The 18,623-nt window shown below is 36.7% G+C and carries 14 protein-coding genes, 4 tRNA genes and 1 pseudogene; 1 reads left to right on the forward strand and 18 read right to left on the reverse strand.

Annotated elements, in window-relative coordinates:
* Nucleotides 1-13: 13 nt before the first annotated feature.
* From WKT09_RS07480 to WKT09_RS07545, 14 genes and pseudogenes are all read right to left on the reverse strand, one after another.
* Nucleotides 14-1,483, reverse strand: a pseudogene (locus tag WKT09_RS07480) (DHA2 family efflux MFS transporter permease subunit).
* A gap of 105 nt (nt 1,484-1,588) precedes the next feature.
* Nucleotides 1,589-2,926 carry a phosphoglucosamine mutase gene (gene glmM, locus WKT09_RS07485; protein ID WP_340415450.1) on the reverse strand — a complete coding sequence of 446 codons (1,338 nt, stop codon included), beginning with the start codon at nt 2,924-2,926 and terminating at the stop codon, nt 1,589-1,591.
* A 37-nt stretch (nt 2,927-2,963) separates the two neighbouring features.
* Entirely contained in the window at nt 2,964-4,187 is a 1,224-nt protein-coding gene (locus WKT09_RS07490; RefSeq protein WP_340415451.1) for a CdaR family protein, read from the reverse strand.
* Nucleotides 4,180-5,001, reverse strand: a complete 822-nt coding sequence (gene cdaA / locus WKT09_RS07495) for a diadenylate cyclase CdaA (protein WP_340415452.1) — start codon at nt 4,999-5,001, stop codon at nt 4,180-4,182. Before cdaA ends, WKT09_RS07490 begins: the two co-directional genes overlap by 8 nt.
* A 96-nt stretch (nt 5,002-5,097) precedes the next feature.
* Entirely contained in the window at nt 5,098-5,322 is a 225-nt protein-coding gene (locus WKT09_RS07500; protein WP_340415453.1) for a hypothetical protein, read from the reverse strand.
* A 49-nt stretch (nt 5,323-5,371) separates the two neighbouring features.
* Nucleotides 5,372-6,274, reverse strand: a complete 903-nt coding sequence (rocF, locus tag WKT09_RS07505; protein WP_340415454.1) for an arginase — start codon at nt 6,272-6,274, stop codon at nt 5,372-5,374.
* Between the two features lie 82 nt (nt 6,275-6,356).
* The gene (locus tag WKT09_RS07510) at nt 6,357-7,439 is read right to left on the reverse strand and encodes a phosphomevalonate kinase (RefSeq protein WP_340415455.1); all 1,083 of its coding nucleotides are present in this window, start codon (nt 7,437-7,439) and stop codon (nt 6,357-6,359) included.
* 15 nt (nt 7,440-7,454) lie between these two features.
* A complete protein-coding gene (gene mvaD, locus WKT09_RS07515) occupies nt 7,455-8,432 on the reverse strand; it encodes a diphosphomevalonate decarboxylase (protein WP_340415456.1) in 978 nt (325 codons plus the stop codon).
* A 69-nt stretch (nt 8,433-8,501) separates the two neighbouring features.
* Nucleotides 8,502-9,449, reverse strand: coding sequence for a mevalonate kinase (gene mvk / locus WKT09_RS07520; RefSeq protein WP_340415457.1), 948 nt, complete (start codon nt 9,447-9,449; stop codon nt 8,502-8,504).
* A 17-nt stretch (nt 9,450-9,466) separates the two neighbouring features.
* Nucleotides 9,467-10,756, reverse strand: a complete 1,290-nt coding sequence (locus WKT09_RS07525) for a hydroxymethylglutaryl-CoA reductase, degradative (RefSeq protein ID WP_340415458.1) — start codon at nt 10,754-10,756, stop codon at nt 9,467-9,469.
* A gap of 245 nt (nt 10,757-11,001) precedes the next feature.
* Nucleotides 11,002-11,076: transfer RNA gene (locus tag WKT09_RS07530), tRNA-Gln, on the reverse strand.
* Between the two features lie 7 nt (nt 11,077-11,083).
* A tRNA-Tyr gene (locus WKT09_RS07535) sits at nt 11,084-11,168 on the reverse strand.
* Between the two features lie 22 nt (nt 11,169-11,190).
* Nucleotides 11,191-11,263, reverse strand: a tRNA-Thr gene (locus WKT09_RS07540).
* Between the two features lie 4 nt (nt 11,264-11,267).
* Nucleotides 11,268-11,342, reverse strand: a tRNA-Glu gene (locus WKT09_RS07545).
* Between the two features lie 317 nt (nt 11,343-11,659).
* Between WKT09_RS07545 and fabI the strand changes: the two genes are divergently transcribed.
* Complete coding sequence (gene fabI / locus WKT09_RS07550) at nt 11,660-12,436, forward strand: enoyl-ACP reductase FabI (RefSeq protein ID WP_340415459.1); 777 nt, start codon at nt 11,660-11,662, stop codon at nt 12,434-12,436.
* A gap of 39 nt (nt 12,437-12,475) precedes the next feature.
* Here fabI and WKT09_RS07555 read toward each other — a convergent pair whose 3' ends face one another.
* From WKT09_RS07555 to WKT09_RS07570, 4 genes are all read right to left on the reverse strand, one after another.
* Nucleotides 12,476-13,006, reverse strand: coding sequence for a transcription repressor NadR (locus WKT09_RS07555; RefSeq protein ID WP_340415460.1), 531 nt, complete (start codon nt 13,004-13,006; stop codon nt 12,476-12,478).
* 188 nt (nt 13,007-13,194) lie between these two features.
* Complete coding sequence (locus WKT09_RS07560; RefSeq protein WP_340415461.1) at nt 13,195-14,085, reverse strand: glycine betaine ABC transporter substrate-binding protein; 891 nt, start codon at nt 14,083-14,085, stop codon at nt 13,195-13,197.
* Between the two features lie 301 nt (nt 14,086-14,386).
* A complete protein-coding gene (locus WKT09_RS07565) occupies nt 14,387-15,925 on the reverse strand; it encodes a class I adenylate-forming enzyme family protein (RefSeq protein ID WP_340415462.1) in 1,539 nt (512 codons plus the stop codon).
* Nucleotides 15,926-16,332: 407 nt separating this feature from the next.
* A complete protein-coding gene (locus WKT09_RS07570) occupies nt 16,333-18,606 on the reverse strand; it encodes an NEAT domain-containing protein (RefSeq protein ID WP_340415463.1) in 2,274 nt (757 codons plus the stop codon).
* Nucleotides 18,607-18,623: the final 17 nt, after the last annotated feature.

An 18,623-nucleotide genomic window follows, 5' to 3' on the forward strand; every position in this document is an offset into this window, starting at 1 on the left:
TTTTATCCCTCTTTTACATACTTCCTTTTATTTTATTCTCATAAGGAATTGGTTTCTTAATAAAAAGCGCTAAAACTAGTGCAACAGACGCCAAAATGGTTGATATGAAAAATGCATGGTTAATTCCTTCTAACATCGCTAAATGTTCTAAAGACGCATCTGGCATCACTTTCCCAGATGCAATCTTATCTGCTAGTTCTAAACCAGCACTTTTTGATTTTGTGGTCATAATCGTTAATAAAAATGCTGTACCGATAGCACCTGACACTTGTTGTAACGTATTATTAATTGCCGTACCATGTGGATTTGCCTCCATCGGAATTTCATTTAACCCATTCGTCATGACAGGCATCATTACAAGAGACATCCCAAACATACGCACTGTATAAATCGTCATTAAATAAAAATAACTATCTTCCATCGTTAGAAAACTTAATAGAAATGTAGTGATCACCATCACCGTTAACCCGATTAACGCTAAAATTCGCGCCCCAAATTTATCGAACAAACGACCAGTAATCGGGGACATTAACCCCATAATGATTGCACCTGGCAACATCAGTATACCAGAATGAAACGGAGAAATTCCTCTAACTTCTTGCACATATAAAGGAGTTAAAATCATCCCTGAAAACATGGAAGCGGAGATAACGACCGAAATAACAGAAGATAAAGCAAACATTGGAAATCGATAAATACGAAAGTCTAACATTGGCTCACGTAATGTAAACTGTCTACGGACAAATAAAAATAACGTCATCGTCCCTACGGCAATCGGTACATAAACGAGATAATGATTCCATCCTAAATCACCGACAGAACTAAATCCGTACAATAACCCACCAAAAGCGATACTAGATAAAACGAGTGATAGAACATCTAACGTCATATCTTTGATTGGCGTTACATTTTTTAAACGGAATAATGCATAAATAAGTGCGATCATTCCAAACGGTAAAATGATTGCGAACAAAATTCTCCAAGAATAATGCTCGACAATCCAACCAGATAAAGTTGGACCAATTGCTGGTGCAACAAACATTACAAGCCCGAAAAAGCCCATCGCTGTTCCACGTTTTTCAATTGGAAATACAATCAAAATAATATTCATTAATAGTGGCATCATCATCCCAGAACCACTTGCTTGTAACATTCTCCCAAGCACTAAAATAGAAAAGCTTGGAGAAATCATCGCAATAAATGTTCCTAATGTAAATAATGACATTGCAGTTAGAAATATTTTTCGATTTGAAAACCTTTGAATTAAAAAGGCACTTGCTGGAATTAAAATTCCATTGACAAGCATATAACTCGTCGTTACCTATTGCACCTTTGCAGGTGATACATCAAATTCCACCATAATCGTCGGAAGGGCAATGTTTAATAATGTATTGTTTAATAATGCTGCAAAAGCACCAATAAACAAAATGGCGATCATCCCATACGGAGGATTCGCATGTATTTTTTTAATATCTAACTCCATTTATGCCCACCTCTATTTCACACATTGTACCTCTAAAAAAAGTTAAGACATAAGTAAAGGGTATACATGTCCAAAGACATTATCCCAACTTATGCCCCACTTTTATTAAAATCCTAATGCTTTAATTTTATCTATAATTTGTTGTACGTATGTTTCACATGCATCTTCTGTTTCAGCTTCCACCATTACTCGAATTAAAGGTTCTGTTCCTGAAGGACGAACGAGCACTCTACCATTCGAGCCTAAAGCTTGTTCGACCGCATCGATTTCAGCATAAACCTCATCACTATTTAATACAACATGTTTATCTGTTACTTCTACATTTTCTAATACTTGTGGGAAAATAGGCATTTCTGCTGCTAATTCAGACAGACGTTTACCAGTTTCTTTCATAATATTAACTAGTTGAATGGCCGTCAACATTCCGTCACCCGTTGTACTATGATCTAAGAAAATAACGTGACCGGATTGCTCTCCACCGAAGTTATGTCCTTCTTCGACCATTTTCTCCATAACATAACGGTCTCCAACATTAGATGTTACAACTTGGACACCTAATTTTTCTAATGCACGATGAAGCCCTAGGTTACTCATCACCGTTGCCACAACAGTCGCATTTTTCAATGCACCTTTTTCATGTAAATGTTTCGCACAAATATACATTACTTGATCTCCATTTACAACTTCCCCATTTTCATCAACCGCAATTAAGCGATCTCCGTCTCCATCAAATGCGAGTCCAATGTCTAACTCTTTTTCTTTTACTAACGCTTGTAAGTTTTCTGTCGCATTCGAACCATATCCGTCATTGATATTCGTACCATTTGGTGAATTTCCAATTGTAAATAGCTCTGCATCTAAATCAGCAAATAAATGTGCTGCAAGGCTTGATGTTGCACCATTTGCGCAATCTAATCCAACATACATATCTGTGAATTCATGGTCAACTGTCTCTTGTAAGTATGAAAGGTATTTTTGTGAACCTTCAAAATAGTTGCTCACTGTCCCAATGTTATCACCAGTTGGACGTGGCAATGTATCTTCTTCGTCCATTAATGATTCTATTTCAGATTCTTGTTCATCTGATAATTTATATCCACTTGGACCAAAGATTTTAATACCATTATCGCCAAATGGATTGTGAGATGCGGAAATCATAATTCCCATTTCAGCATTCGTTGCTTTTGTTAAATAAGCAACTCCTGGTGTTGAAATAACGCCTAATCTCATTACTTCTGCTCCAATAGACAAAAGACCTGCAATAAGTGCCCCTTCTAACATCGGACCAGAAACACGTGTGTCTAAACCAATTAATACCTTTGGCTTTCTATCTTCTTTTTTAAATAGATATCCACTAATTCTCCCTAATTTATAGGCTATTTCCGGTGTTAATGTTTCATTTGCTACACCTCTTACACCATCTGTTCCAAAATATTTACCCAACTTTACCTCTCCTTTAATTCAATCATGCAAATTCGTACTATTCATTCACTTCAACTGTAACTTTTTTTGGTTCAGCATCAAACTCAAATTCTTTTGGTCCTTCAATCGAAATATTAACTGTTGATTCCTTATCACTGTCGGCATTTGCGACATCAATTGATGCGGTAATTTCCGATTCTTCCAAGTCTTTCATTAAAGTATCTAATCCAACAGCTGTAACACTAATTGTGCCATCTTCTGGGTTCTTTAACGCTACCTCGCGATCCCCTTCACCTATAATTTCGATTGGAATTTCCTTAAATACTTTTGATTCCTTCAGTGCAATGTCCACTTTTATTTTTTCATCATTCACCGCAATATCTTCAGGTAGATTCAGAGGTACCTCAATGACTCCGGAGCTTTCGATTTTACTTAAGTCTATCTCCTCCGTCGATATCTCTTTTACTTCTTCTAAAACATCACGGCGACCGAAAATCTCAATTTCTTCTACTGCTTCTTTTTTATCTATTTCGAACTTGTCCGGTAGTTTTCCTTTCGTTTTTACATCGAGTGGAACTTTTTTACTTGGACGATCGACTTCCATTGATACTGTTACACTCGATGGTTCTACCCGAACATTTAAATCATTCCCTTGTGCGTCATATACAATGATTGGTAACTCCTTATTACGAATTGATTCCCTTAAATCTGTTACATCCACAAACACCTTCACCATGGCGATTTGTTCAATAACATCTTGTGAGCTAACAATCGTGACAGTTTCAGGAGCAACGGATGGCTCCCCTAATTCATAACCAACAGGTAATTTATCCAAATTCGTAATATCAACATCAACTGAAAACTCTTGCATTGCCCGTTTTTCAATTTGAACATCGATTGTTTTCGGTTCAATATAGGCATTTACTTCTTTCGGTATATTATCGTATTCGACCTCAACCGTATGAGAGCCTTCTTCTAATTCACGTAAATCAACAAATACTGTAAATGACTGCTGTCGAACAATTGGAGTTAGAACACTCGTCTTACCTTCTAGCGATACTTTCACATGTTCAGGCACACCACTTACAACATAATTTTCAGCGTCAATTTTGATTTCTAAAGGTACTTCATCTATCACTTCTGTTTCCTTAGAACCCATTGTATCAATTCGTGATTCATTTTGACCTGGATTTGTTTCAACGGTTACGAATAAATACAATATTATTGCTAGTACGAGAGAAATAACCCTTATAAACCATTTGCTTTGAAATAATTTATCCATTCCTTTTCGCCCTCCAATTAAATGCCTTTGATTCAGGGCTCTTCATTGTTTGTGTTAAGTTTCTTTCTAAAATTGAACGCAAACGATCTTCGTCAATATCTCGGTATAATTCCCCATGCTGTGTGCAAGAAATCGCACCAGTTTCTTCGGATACGATGATCGTTAATGCGTCTGTTACTTCACTAATTCCTAAGGCCGCTCTATGACGTGTTCCAAGGTCTTTAGAAATTGTCGCACTTTCAGAAAGTGGTAAGTAACATGCTGCAGCTACAATTTCATTCTCTTTAATAATAACCGCACCATCATGCAATGGTGTGTTTGGTGTAAAAATATTCGTTAATAATTGATTCGTTAAATTACCATTAATCGGGATTCCAGTTTCTGCATACTCCCCCGTACCTGTTTCTAATTCAATTGTTATTAATGCTCCAATACGTCGTTTCGCCATGTACAAACAAGAAGCAACGATAGCCTTAATCGTTTGTTCGATTACTTCTTCTTCTGAACGTGTACTTCTAGAAAAAATACTTCCACGTCCTAACTGTTCTAACGCTCTACGTAATTCTGGTTGGAATAAAATAATGATGACGAGGAATCCCCATAAAATAGCTTGGTTCGTTATCCATTGAATCGTTTGTAAATTAAATAAAATACTTAATGTCCAAATGACGATCACTACAACAATTCCTTTTAATAGTTGGATTGCCTTCGTTCCTCTAATAATCATAATTAATTTATATAAAACATACCAGACGATAGCGATATCTACGCCAATTCTTAAAATATTGATAAGATCGAGTCCATCCGCTAGCATGTCGACACTTCCTTTTTATAGCCAAATAATATATCGTATATTATACCATAATCTATGCACCATGTATCTAATCATGGTTGAAAACATTTTCATCATCTATACATTGTTGCACCTGATTTTTCTTTCTTGCAACTTTGGGTCGTATTTTTGCAACTTTACCCGGTATTCTTGCAACTTCGACCGGCATTCTTGCAACTTCGACCGGTATTCTTGCAACTTCGACCGGCATTCTTGCAACTTCGCACAGTATTCTTGCAACTTCGCACAGTATTCTTGCAACTTCGACCGATATTCTTGCAACTTTACCCGATATTCTTGCAACTTGCATCAAATGACATTGCTATTCGTTCTTCTTAAGCGAGCTTGAAAATTAAAATAAAGTTTCCCCAAATAAAGAGCCTATTAAAGCAACCGTTAATTCTGCTGTTTTATTTCGAACGTCTAAAATAGGGTTCACTTCTACAAATTCGGCTGAAGTAACAACGTTCGTTTTTGCTAGAAGCTCTAATGCAACATGTGCTTCCCGATACGTTATTCCTCCTATTACAGGAGTTCCCACACCTGGTGCTTCTGATGGATCTAATACATCTAAGTCAAAACTAACATGAATCTTATCTGTTCGTTCTTGTAAATATTGTAATGCTTCATCCATTACAGCTTTCATACCCATTGTATCCACTTCATGCATTGTAAACACCTTCACATTTAACTGGCGTAACAAATCTATTTCGCCTCGGTCTAATTCACGCACACCAATTAAAACAACATTTTCAGGTTGTACTTTTGTTTCCGCTTTCAATAAATGAATGAGGGAAGGATGACCATGCCCTAAACTCGCCGCTAAAGACATACCATGAATATTCCCAGATGGAGAGGTTTTATCTGTATTCATATCACCATGTGCATCAAACCAAAGGACACCAATATTATCATAGTGTTTCGCAATGCCAGCAAGTGATCCAATTGCGATACTATGGTCTCCACCAAATATAAGCGGAAATTCGCCTCGTTCGATCGTTTTATCTACGGTATTTGCTAATGCTTCATTTACTTTTTTTACAGCGGTTAAATTGTGTACATTTTCCACTGCAGAACTATCTTCGTTTGCTACATCCGCTATTTTTATATCACCAAAATCATGTACATCATATTGCAAGGTTTGCAACTTTTCTAATACACCTGCATAACGAATTGCTTGAGGACCCATATCGACCCCGCGTTTTAATTGGCCTAAATCCATCGGTACCCCAATAATAGAGATATTTCGGTTCATTAAAATAACCCCCTCGCTTCATATATAATTTTATTTTATATGAAGCGAGGAGGTTGACTCAACTCAACAAAAATTTGTATATTTATTCAGAACGTTCATAAACATTCAATGTTAAAGGTTTGATATCCCATTGCTCCCAAGCTTTATACAATTGGAAAACATCTTTATCAAGTGGTAAGAAGGCTATGCCACAATCTCCTCCCCCTGCACCAGATAATTTTCCGGCACCACCAAGTTTTACTGCTTCATCTCGCAATTTACGGAGTTTTTCCGTTTCGATTGGTACCTCTGCGATATGGCCCATTTCCGCTAAAGCAATACGATTTTGTTCGATACCTTTTAAAAATTTTGCGGCATCCTCTTTTTCCATTCCTTCCACCATCGACAATACAGCTGTTTTACTTTTTGCTAAAAATGCTTCATAAACGGATCGATCATCCATTTTTTTCACTTCTTTTACTAAGCTTTTTGTTGACGCGGCTTTTCCCGTCCAACCGACAGCCAGTTGAATCGATGTTGGGAATTTCATCTGTTTAATCGATAAATATTCCCAATCCTTTTCAATCAACTCTGTTATCGAGCGCGTTTTTCGAAATTGATGTAAAAGCCATTCTGCTTGGAAAGAAGTGTATAAAAGGACACCACTATATGTCGATGCAGCAATATCTGCACCAGAACCATTGCCTTGAGTTTTCACATGAGAAATAGACGCTAATTTAAATACGAGTTCATCTGTTGCTTTATCTCCAAGAAATAGTTGCAAAATCGCTCTTACGACAGAAGTAACAACTGCCGCACTTGAACCTAAGCCAAATTTTACTCCTGTCTTTTTATCATCGAGCTCACTATGTACAGTGATTGTAAATGGCTCAATTTCGATGTTTTGTTCTTTTAAATATCTTAACGTATAAGACATTGCATCATTCACAAAGGACATGCGTCTACTCGGATGATGAATATGCACTTTCTTTTTTAAAAAATCCCATGTTGCAGAAGGTACTTCTACATCTGGTAAACAAACACGACTAATCGGAGTTTTTTCAATCGTCGTCTCTACAAAACGATCGACAGCCATCACAATTAATGGATGATGTTTTTCTAATACAGCAAATTCTCCAGCAACCATTAATTTACCTGGTACCTTTATTTTTATCACCTGTTCCATTAATGTGCTGCCTCCTTATTTATACGAAATACCTGCCCCTACTTTACTTACAATAACTTTTTCTACACCTCGTGCAGCTTCTAATGTACGCAACACTTCTTTTTCGTATTCTGGTAAATAGATTACTTTTACATTCGGACCTGCATCAATGGTAAAATATGCAGGAATCTCCTTTTTACGTAAATTTTGTACAGTTTGCATTAAAGACATTGTCGTATCCTGCCAATACGTAAATGGAGGTGTCGCTCCAAATGTTGTCGCATGCATTTTTAAACAATTCGCTTCTGCTACTTTACCAACCATTTCAAAATCTTTATCCCGAATTCCTTCTTTAATTGTCTCCATATCTTTTGGTAAACTTTGTAACCAACCATCATAAAACACCGATGTTTCCACAGTCCTTCTCATCCCTACTCGACTCGAAACATCCTTTTCCTCTGCCGTTAACACAACCGCCGCTACTCGAATATCCCAATGGTCCTGTGGCGCAACTTGTACTGCAAATGAATCTTGTCCATCATCACGTTCCCCCATTTGCCACTCTACAAATCCACCATAAATAGAACGACAAGCTGAACCAGATCCCTGACGTGTAAAACGTGATAAATCCTCATCAGACAACTGTAAATCAAGCGCTTTTGACGTTGCTCCAGCCAATGCAGCAAATCCTGATGCACTTGAGGCAAAGCCGGCCGCTGTTGGAACATTATTCGTGGAAGTCACTTCAGCAAATACCCCTTGTTTATTCGCATAATGACGAAATAAATCTAAATAGTTGGTAACACGATCATATGCTACACCTGTTACTTCTTTATTATCTAAAACAAATACATCCTCTTGTAAATCTTCCCGGAATTGAACGGTTGTTTCCGTATGTAACCCATCTAATGTAACGGATAAGCTACTATTTGTCGGTAAAATTAACTTCTCATTTCGTTTTCCCCAATATTTAATTAATGCAATATTCGTATGTGCTTTCGCTGTTCCCTTCATGTTCATACCCCTTTACATATTTGTTTTATACAGACAAATAGGAAACCGGGCAGACGATTTCCTTCATTATTATTCGATATGTTCATTTTTAAGGACGAAAGGCCAAACAGCTTGTGCCCCAAATTGTTTTAGCTTTTCACTTAATTGTTTTGAATGTAATTCATTTTGTGCCAAGGCAATCATACAACCACCTTTTCCAGCCCCAGTCAATTTTGCACCAAGTGCTCCTTCTTTTCGAGCAAACTTGATTAACCTTTCTAAACTTTCATTACTTACGCCTAATAATTCTAATTCATGTTGTGCCTCGTTTAATAAATAACCGAGGACCTTTTTACTAGACTTTTCTAATGCTTCACGAACTTGATACGTTATTTCACCAATACGTTCCACAGCCCCATACATTTTTTCAGGCGCTGTTTTCAAAAGTTCCTTTACATTTGCTACAGACGATTTTGTATCTGCCATCATTCCTGTATCTGCAACAACGAAATAAAACGTCCCTTTTGGCTCAATATAATCAATGGATGCTCCCTTTTGATACCAAACAGGGCTCGATGATGTAATGGTAATGGAATCAATTCCACTCGGCGCTCCATGTGCGTACGTTTCAGCAATATTTGCTAATTTTAATAGTTGTTCATTTGTATAGGACGTATTTGTATAATGAAACAATGACCTTATAATGGCAATGGCAACAGAGGCACTAGAACCTAATCCTTTCCCAGGAGGTATCGTAGAGTGTATTTGAATCAGTAAATTTTCTGCCGGAACCTGTAAACAAATTAATGTTTCCTTTATCGTTTGTACAATGCCCGATAAAGGCTTTGGCGCTTCATCTAAAAGGCCGTTATACAATTCACTCTCCAAACGAATTGGTCCTTCTATTTCCTGTACACTCGATTCGACCTTAATTAAAGGAAATGGCAAAGCAATCGCTGGTTGCCCATGAACAACAGCATGCTCGCCTACTAATATTAATTTACTACTTGCTACTCCAATAGCTCTATTTTCTGACATAAGTATCATTTCCACATTCATTTTTTATACTCTTCCAGTAGTTGCTCTGCATAGCCAACTCGTATTTCTTTCGCTTCTACTAACTTTTCTGCAATAACATCTACTAATTCCCCAGTAGCACCTGCAGCAACCGCTACCGAACGAGAATGAAGACGCATATGTCCTTTTTGAATACCATCTGTCGCAAGAGCTTTAATAGCCCCTAAGTTTTGGGCTAGTCCAACCGTTACGATAATACGTGCAAGTTCTTCGGCAGATTCCACACGTAAAATATCGTAAACTACTTGTGCCATTGGATGTACTCGACTCGCACCACCGACAATTCCTAATGACATAGGTAATTCAAGTTCTCCAACTAGATTGCCCTTTTCATCTACAGACCACTTTGTCATCGAACTATATTGACCATCTCTTGCGGCATATGCATGTGCCCCAGCTTCAATGGCACGCCAATCATTCCCCGTCGCAATGACAACAGGGTCAATCCCATTCATAATCCCTTTATTATGTGTGACCGCACGATACGGATCAGACGCCGCAAATTCATACGCTAATATGATACCATCACGTACTTCTTCTCCTGTAAACCCGTCTGTTTCTAACAGATGCGGTGGAATAACACATGTCGCTTTTGCTAAACATTGATCAGCAAAATTCGATAAAATTCGTAAATATACTTTCCCTTCCGTTAAATGCTCCACAACAGGTGCAAGTGATTCTGCCATTGTATTAATGATGTTTGCTCCCATTGCATCACACGTATTTACGTAAATATGAACTACAAGCATTTTCGTATATTTTGAACCATCTTCATTAATAATACGAACATCTAAATCAACCGCTCCACCACCACGAGCAACTAAGCTAGGATACGCATCATTCGCTGCATTAATAAGCATTTCTTTTTGATCTAATACGGCTTGTTTCGCTTTTTCAAAATCCGGACTGCCGACGACCTGAATCTGCCCTATCATAATTCGATCTGTCGCTTCTGTTTTAAATCCACCAGCCTCACGTACAATTTTCGCAATATAACTAGCTGAAGCGATAATCGATGGTTCTTCCACTGCCATTGGGATGACATAATCTTTCCCATCAATTAAAAAGTTCAACCCTAATCCTAAAGGTAACGAAAAGGTTCCAATAACATTTTCGATCATTTTGTCTGCAATATTTTCCGGCAAATTTACCCTATCATTCAACTGTGATTTCGCTGCATCATCTAGTTGAAATATTGTACTAATATGTTCTTTTCGTTCCTCTACAGTCATTTTGTAAAAACCAGGAATTCTAGAAGAAATATTCATTTCATTCACCCTTAACTAAAAATTATGTTCATTTTTCTTCATTTATTATTTTCCGAACAAATCCTGCATTTCATTATATCAAAACTACTTATAAATTTCCTATATATCTTGCTTTTTCTTCAAAAAATACGATACATTTTCATAAGATTCATTGAAATAAGTCCTCAAAACAAAAATAAACAAGGTAAGTTTAAAAACCTCCCTTGTTTATTTTATCTATATTTATAACTTATAATTGTCATAATTGGCTGGGCTACTAGGATTCGAACCTAGGAATGACGGAACCAAAATCCGTTGCCTTACCGCTTGGCTATAGCCCAATATCCATGGTGGAGGGGGGCAGATTCGAACTGCCGAACCCGATGGGAGCGGATTTACAGTCCGCCGCGTTTAGCCACTTCGCTACCCCTCCAATATTTTTTTCATTAGAAAAATGCCGGCCAGAGGACTTGAACCCCCAACCTACTGATTACAAGTCAGTTGCTCTACCAATTGAGCTAGGCCGGCATGATGGTGACCCCTACGGGACTCGAACCCGTGTTACCGCCGTGAAAGGGCGGTGTCTTAACCGCTTGACCAAGGGGCCTTACTTATGTATATGTTGCATCGCCTTTTTGACAGTCAACATTTTTTATTATAGAGAACATTTCTATTTTTGTAAAGTATTTTACCTATCTTTTTGATGAAAAATTTTTAACTTAACTTTTTCCATGATAAAAACTCGTGAAATTACTTGGACAATCATATAGTAGTATATATTAGATTAATCGTCAAATAAATTGAATATTTTCCTGAAAACTTTCCTTTCCACTTCTGTTCATATATTTTTTATCTTTTACATTGTGTTCCCCTCCTTCTATTAAGTATAATATAGAAAGTACATATTTCGATGGAGGTGCCTATATGTCAGGCTTATTAAATGGAAAGAACATTGTTGTAATGGGAGTTGCAAACCAACGAAGCATCGCATGGGGAATTGCAAAATCCTTACATCGGGAAGGCGCAAATTTAATTTTTACCAATAGACAAGAACGATCTAAGAAAAAATTAGAAAAATTATTAGAAGAAAATAACATACAACCAGCTTTGCTTGTAACATGTGATGTTGCAAGTGATGAAAGTATTGGACAAGCTTTTGATGAAATTGGAGAAAAAATTGGTGTAATCCATGGTGTTATTCACTCTGTTGCGTTTGCAAACTCGGAAGAATTAAAAGGTGAATATGCAAACACAACTCGAGATGGATTTATACTTGCACAAGAAATTAGTGCGTATTCTTTAGTAACTGTAACAAATGCGGCACGTAAATATATGACAGAAGGTGGCAGTATTGTTACACAATCATACTTAGGTTCAGAGCGAGTTGTGAAAAATTATAATGTAATGGGAGTTGCGAAAGCTTCATTAGAAGCAAGTGTCCGTTACTTAGCGGAAGATGTAGGTAAAAACAACATCCGTGTTAATGCTATTTCAGCTGGCCCGATTCGTACATTATCAGCTAAAGGGGTTTCCGGTTTAAATGAGATCCACTCTGTTATTGAAGAGAGAGCTCCTTTACGTAGAAATGTTGACCAAGAGGAAGTAGGAGATGCAACAATGTTCTTAGTAAGTGATTTATCAAGAGGAATTACCGGCGAAGTTATCCATGTAGATTCTGGATATCATATTATGGGATTATAGTGAACAAAGGGGTAAACATTTTCGTTTACCCCTTTTCTATTATGCTTCGTATAAATATCCCGCATGACGTAATGCATGAATCGCCACTTCCAATTTTTCTTCTGTGTCTGCTTCTAGTGTATGTAAATGAATCCCATCAGTTAAAACAGATAAAAGAGTCGACTGTTCTTCCTGTAACGCTTCGATAAATCGTTTCACATCAAATCTACTTTCAATTTGCAAACTACCTGTCATTTCACCATAAATCGGATGTTCGACTATCACATTTAACACTTTCACACCATTATCTACTATAATGTTTAGTTCGTCTGCTGTATCTTCTGGGCGATGTTGACAAGCAACCACTTTTTTAAATGTTTCCTGTTCATTTTCCTGTAAATACATATACCCTCGGTTCGTTGCAATAATTGGTTCATCCGCTGTTCTTAATAAGGCAATATCTGTAACGATCACTTGCCTACTTACATTCGTCATTTCAGCTAATTGTCTACCTGTATAAGCCTTTTTCGTCCTTTTCAATTGATTTACGATAAATGTACGTCTTTTTTCACCAGACATCTTTTCTGACATTTGTATCACCTCAGTATCTTTTATTATACATGAAAATAACCAGATCGAAGAATGTTATTAACATGTGCATCCAATTTAGTTTGTTTCATATAAGTAAAAAAAGAGTCTATCATGATATACACCTAAACAGATAAATAATAAATGTAACTCTGTCCGTTCGGTACATCATTTAGACTCTTTTTCCTCTTCTATTTTTTAGGTTTTAAATCAGTTAATGAATCAATTTCCATATAGCTAGGTACAGCTAAACCTATTTTAGCTCCTGTTAAATTCGGACCTAAATCTTCAAATTCTCCTTCATACTGTTCATACAACTCTCCATGTGTTTGGCTAACCCAAGGAGATAAAGAAGCGTCAGATTCTCCTGTAGCAATAGCTTCAAATAAAACAGCAGGATCTACGGGCGTTAGTTCCACATCATATCCAAAGTCCGTTAATACCTTTTTAGCTACATTTCCTGAGAACAATGCATCGTCCCAAGGCGTTGTAACTAATTCAAACGACTCTCCTGATACTTCATCCAATCCTTCTGTCCAATTAGCGATGGTATCTTTATTTTCCTCTACCCATTTATCTGCTACTTCATCCATTTCTAACTCTTGAGCATCTAGCAATGCATTTTCAACATCTTCCAACTCAAACGTGATACGATCTAATATTTCATATGCCTCTGGGGCATCCTTTTGTAATCCTTCTCTTACAATTGTGATTACATCCTCTTCTTCTCCATATACGCCTTCAGGGTCCTCTAAATATTTAATGTCCCATTTTGCAAACATATAATGTGGAGACCAAGCGGTAATAATAATTGGCTTTTCCGCTTTTATCGCTTCATCTAATGCAGATAACATGGCACCTGTTGAGGATAAATCTTGGGTCCACCCTTCTAAATTATCATACGTTTCAATTGCTATCTCATTAGTTTCTGTTTGGCCTGCACCAGGTTCCAAACCAGTAATTGTATAATCCATTTCCTTACTAACATCTGAAGACTCGGCTTCATTTTCATTTCCACAACCTGCGAGAATGATTAACGCGATAATTGTGACAGTCATTATATGATATTTAAATTTGCTCATATGCTATGTATTCTCCTCATGATTTTCTTGACGACAATTTCTTCTGTGCACAAAAGAATCTATGTCCATAAATAATGTTAACGTTCCTTTACACGATTCACAAACACAGAATTTGAGCATAATACAACAACATCGTGATTGAGAGCGGATTCAGCGTATAAAACAATCTATTATCTTATATTTTCATAAGAATACTTCTATTTTATTATGCACTTAAAATGGATATAATATTCTAAATAATTAACATGGTACGGTTATCTTATGAGAAGAAGATGCCCCTTCCCCTATTACCTTCTCTTTTTTATTCGATAAATGTTTCTCTCAATTTAAATTTCAATACCTTACCTTGTAAACTGCGAGGCAACAATTCTTCTACAAAAATCACTTCATGTGGAATTTTATAGCTAGCCATATTGCCACGACAAAAAGTAAGAATGTCCTCCTCAGTCGTTGCTTCGGGATCTTTTAAGCGAATCACTGCGACTGGTACTTCTCCCCATTTTGCATCATTTTTGCCAATTACCGCCGCTTCCGCAACATTATCATGTAAATGTAACACTTCTTCCAGTTCTGCTGGATACACATTAAACGCTCCAGATAAAATCATATCTTGTTTACGATCGACTAAATAATAAAACCCTTCTTCATCTTGTCTTCCTAAATCACCAAGGCCGAGCCAACCATCGCGAAACGCCTCTTCATTTGCTTGTTCATTTTCATAATATCCATCACATAATGTAATACCCTTTACTACAATCTCACCAACTTCCCCTTGTTTCACTTCATTTCCAGCTTCATCCACAATTTTTACTTCCATTCCTAACATCGGTAAACCGACTGAACGATCTTTTAATGCCATGTATTCTGGAAATAAATTCGTCGATCCACCATGTTCCGATGCACCATAAAATTCATTTAATTTTATTCCAGGAAAAAATTGTAATGTCTGTTCTTTAGTTGCTGTCATCAGAGGGGCACCAACCGAAATAATCGATTCCATTGTTGATACATCATATTTTTCCCTTATTTCTTCCGGTAACGAAAAAATAGCATCTAACATAGGTGGTGCTAAAAACGTCGTCGTCGTTTTCTCCTCATCCATCTTACGTAAAACCTCTTCTGGATTAAAACGTTCGAGTAAATGCACAGGATTACCGACAAAAAAGTTCGGTAACGTAATAGCCAAAGATGCTGCACCAAACAATGGGCCAACTACCAATCCTTTTCCATTTCGCCCAATTTCAAATTCAATACTAAATAATAAGCTAACTAAATATAAGCTTCTATGTGATCTGACCGCTCCTTTTGGCAAACCTGTCGTGCCACCCGTATATAAATAACAAATCGTATCTGTTTCCCTTAAAGAAGCATCAGGAGTTGGTTCTTCCGTCTTTTGTTGTCCAATCCACTGTTCATATTCAACATTTGTTAATGCACTATTTCCTCCAACAGAAACAAAGTTTTGAATCGATTTCGTCCACTCTGTTGCTTTCACGACTTCTCTTTCAAAACGAATATCATAAATAAGCAATGTCGCTTTAGAATTATTCACGATATGTGCAATTTCCCTTCCTACAAAACGGGCATTAATCGGGATAAAAATTGCGCCAATTTTACCGCAGGCGAACATCGTTTCAACGAGCTCATTGCAATTGAACAACATAAAAGCAACTTTATCCCCTTTTTTCACCCCTTCACTCTGCAATGCATGCGCTAATTTATTTACACGATCATTCAACTGTTTATATGTAAATCGTCTATCCAAATATGATATTGCCTCTTTTTCACCAAAACGAATGGCATTCAATTTTAACGGATCACTAAAAATCATCTCACCCATAAACATCCCTCCAATAAAGTATTATATATTTCAAACATATTATAAAGCGCTTTCAATGTCAATATGGTCGAAAGTAAAAATTGTCACGAAGAATTTCATTACATATACCTTATTATGAGCATGCCATAACATATACAGAAGGCTGTTGTTAATAATGATATTTTTCATGACGAAAGTGAAGGAGGATTATGCAACTTAACAACATTATTGAATAAAGGAGCAACAAATTAAACCCCACTCCTAGTTTAGAAGTGGGGTCATTTATATGCAAATAAAGAATTCATATCATTTAATTTGGGCAAAGTACTGACGGAAGCGTTTTGCTACCGTCAATTTATGTGGGGGAGAGCCTTGCCCGCAAAAATCCAATCCAATTAGTAAGATGTATATACTAATTGTATGATTCTTTATCCGTTAAACTGAATTTTTCTAATACGAATCACTAACATTGCAAGTGATCCAATTAATAATAAGCTGTACAGAATGATTTTGCTCGTGTCCCCTGTTTTAGGGTTTATTTGAGCATCATCTGTCCCATTATCTGTTGGTGTACCAATATTTGTTGCATTACCAAATGCTGGTTTATCCATTTGATCATCAGTAGATGCAGATGCTTCATCTTTTCCATTAGATGTTCCTATATTATTTTCAAGGTTTTCATCAACATCGTATCCATGTTTTCCATCTATTAATTCCATGCTGTCAGGATCCATGACAAGACGAGCATCATGTACAGTTTCATATAAACCTGGAACTGTAATTTTCATTGTTAAAGGAACAACTGTTGATAAATCACTTGGCACAGCAAATTGAAGTACTGCTGTATCTTTTGCTTTATTTTCACTTACAATCGCAATGGACTTTCCATCTACTTCAATCCAATCAATCATACTCCAGTTTGTTACTGTTACTTGTAAATAGTATTTTCCATTTTTCTCTAGTAATGTTCCTGGCTTTTTAAAGAAGTCATCTGCAACAGATGCTTCATCTTTTGTAGCATGTTTAATAGTATAGTCAATATTATACGCATTTACACCAACGTCAGTTTGGTTGGCTGGTTTCTTGCTTGGCTTTTTCCCTGAATTATTTGGGGGAGTATTAGAATCTCCTGGTTTCTTAGGGTTTTCATCATCCGCTTCCTCGTCCACCTCTTCTAAAGAATCAACATCCATGACAAGACGAGCTTTATGTGTTGTTTCGTATAAACCAGGCACCGTTACTTTCATGCTTAACGGGACAATTTTAGAAAAATCTTTCGAAATCGGAATTTGAATTACTGCTTCGTCTTCTTTTTCATTTTCTTTTACAACTTTTATCTTGTTACCATCCGCTTTTAAATTGTCGATCATGCTCCAGCTTGTTACTGTTACTTCTAAGAAATATTTTCCATTTTTCTCCACGATTTTTCCTGGCTTTTTAAAGAAGTTATCTGCTGCTGATGGTGCATCTTCCGTTTCATGCTTAATTACATAATCAATCGTTGATACTTTATCTTCTGCCTCAGGTTTTTCTTCTGGCTGTTCTGGTGTTTCTTCTGGTTGCTTAGGTTCTTCTTCATCTACTATCATTTCCGTTGCAATTGGTAGCTGATTCACTTTTTTAATTGATTCGTCGTTTAATTCAATATCAAAATTTGCATTTCCGGAATAAACTTCTCCATTATATGGAGCTTTATATTCGACATATCCATCCATTTTTGTTTGTAGCGCATCTACTTCAAAACCTAGTAATGTTTTCTTACCATCAACACCTTTTTCTACTGGTGCTTTACCATCCAATTCTAATTTTGTTACCGTCTCATTATCGTTAATCAAAATATAGAATATCGTTTTTCCATCTTTTACTTCAACATATGTTTCTTCCCCTAAATAACGAGCCATAGATGATGGATTACCATTTTTAGAGTTAATAAATGCAGTATTGAATGAGTGTATTCCATTCCCTAATTCAATTGCAGTATTTTCATCTGGCTGTTCAGGTTCTTCTTCTGAATCAGTTTCTTCTCCAGATTCAGTTTCTTCTCCAGATTCATTTTCCTCTCCGGACTCAGTTTCCTCTCCGGACTCAGTTTCCTCTCCAGATTCAGTTTCTTCTCCAGATTCAGTTTCCTCTCCGGACTCAGTTTCCTCTCCAGATTCATTTTCTTCTCCGGACTCAGTTTCCTCTCCGGACTCAGTTTCCTCTCCGGACTCAGTTTCCTCTCCAGATTCATTTTCTTCTCCGGATTCAGTTTCTTCATTGCCATCATATGAACTTGGATCCATCACTAAACGAGCATCATGCGTTGTATCGTATAGACCAGGCACAGTTACTTTAAGACTTAATGAAACTTCTTCGGATAAATCATTTCCAACCGGAATGCGTACTACAGCAATATCTGTATTATCATCTTCATTTATAATAGTTGCATCTATTTCGTTTGCTTTTAGATTACTAATCATACTATAACTCGTAATTGTTACTTCTAGATAGTTTATACCATCTTCCTTCACAATTATTCCTGGTTTTCCAAAGAAATTATCTGCCGTCGAAATTTCATCTTTCTCAGAATGTTTTATTACATAATCAATTGTATGTGTTGTGTTTTCCTCTGACACTCCAGTCTCAGCTAACACTGGCTGTTGGCTGAATAGGCTCATAAGAAGAAGTACTATTGAAAATATAATCGTTGGTTTTCTCATTTTACTTTCCTTTCCAT

The organism is Pseudogracilibacillus sp. ICA-222130 (genome assembly GCF_037892545.1).
Classification (GTDB): domain Bacteria; phylum Bacillota; class Bacilli; order Bacillales; family Amphibacillaceae; genus Pseudogracilibacillus.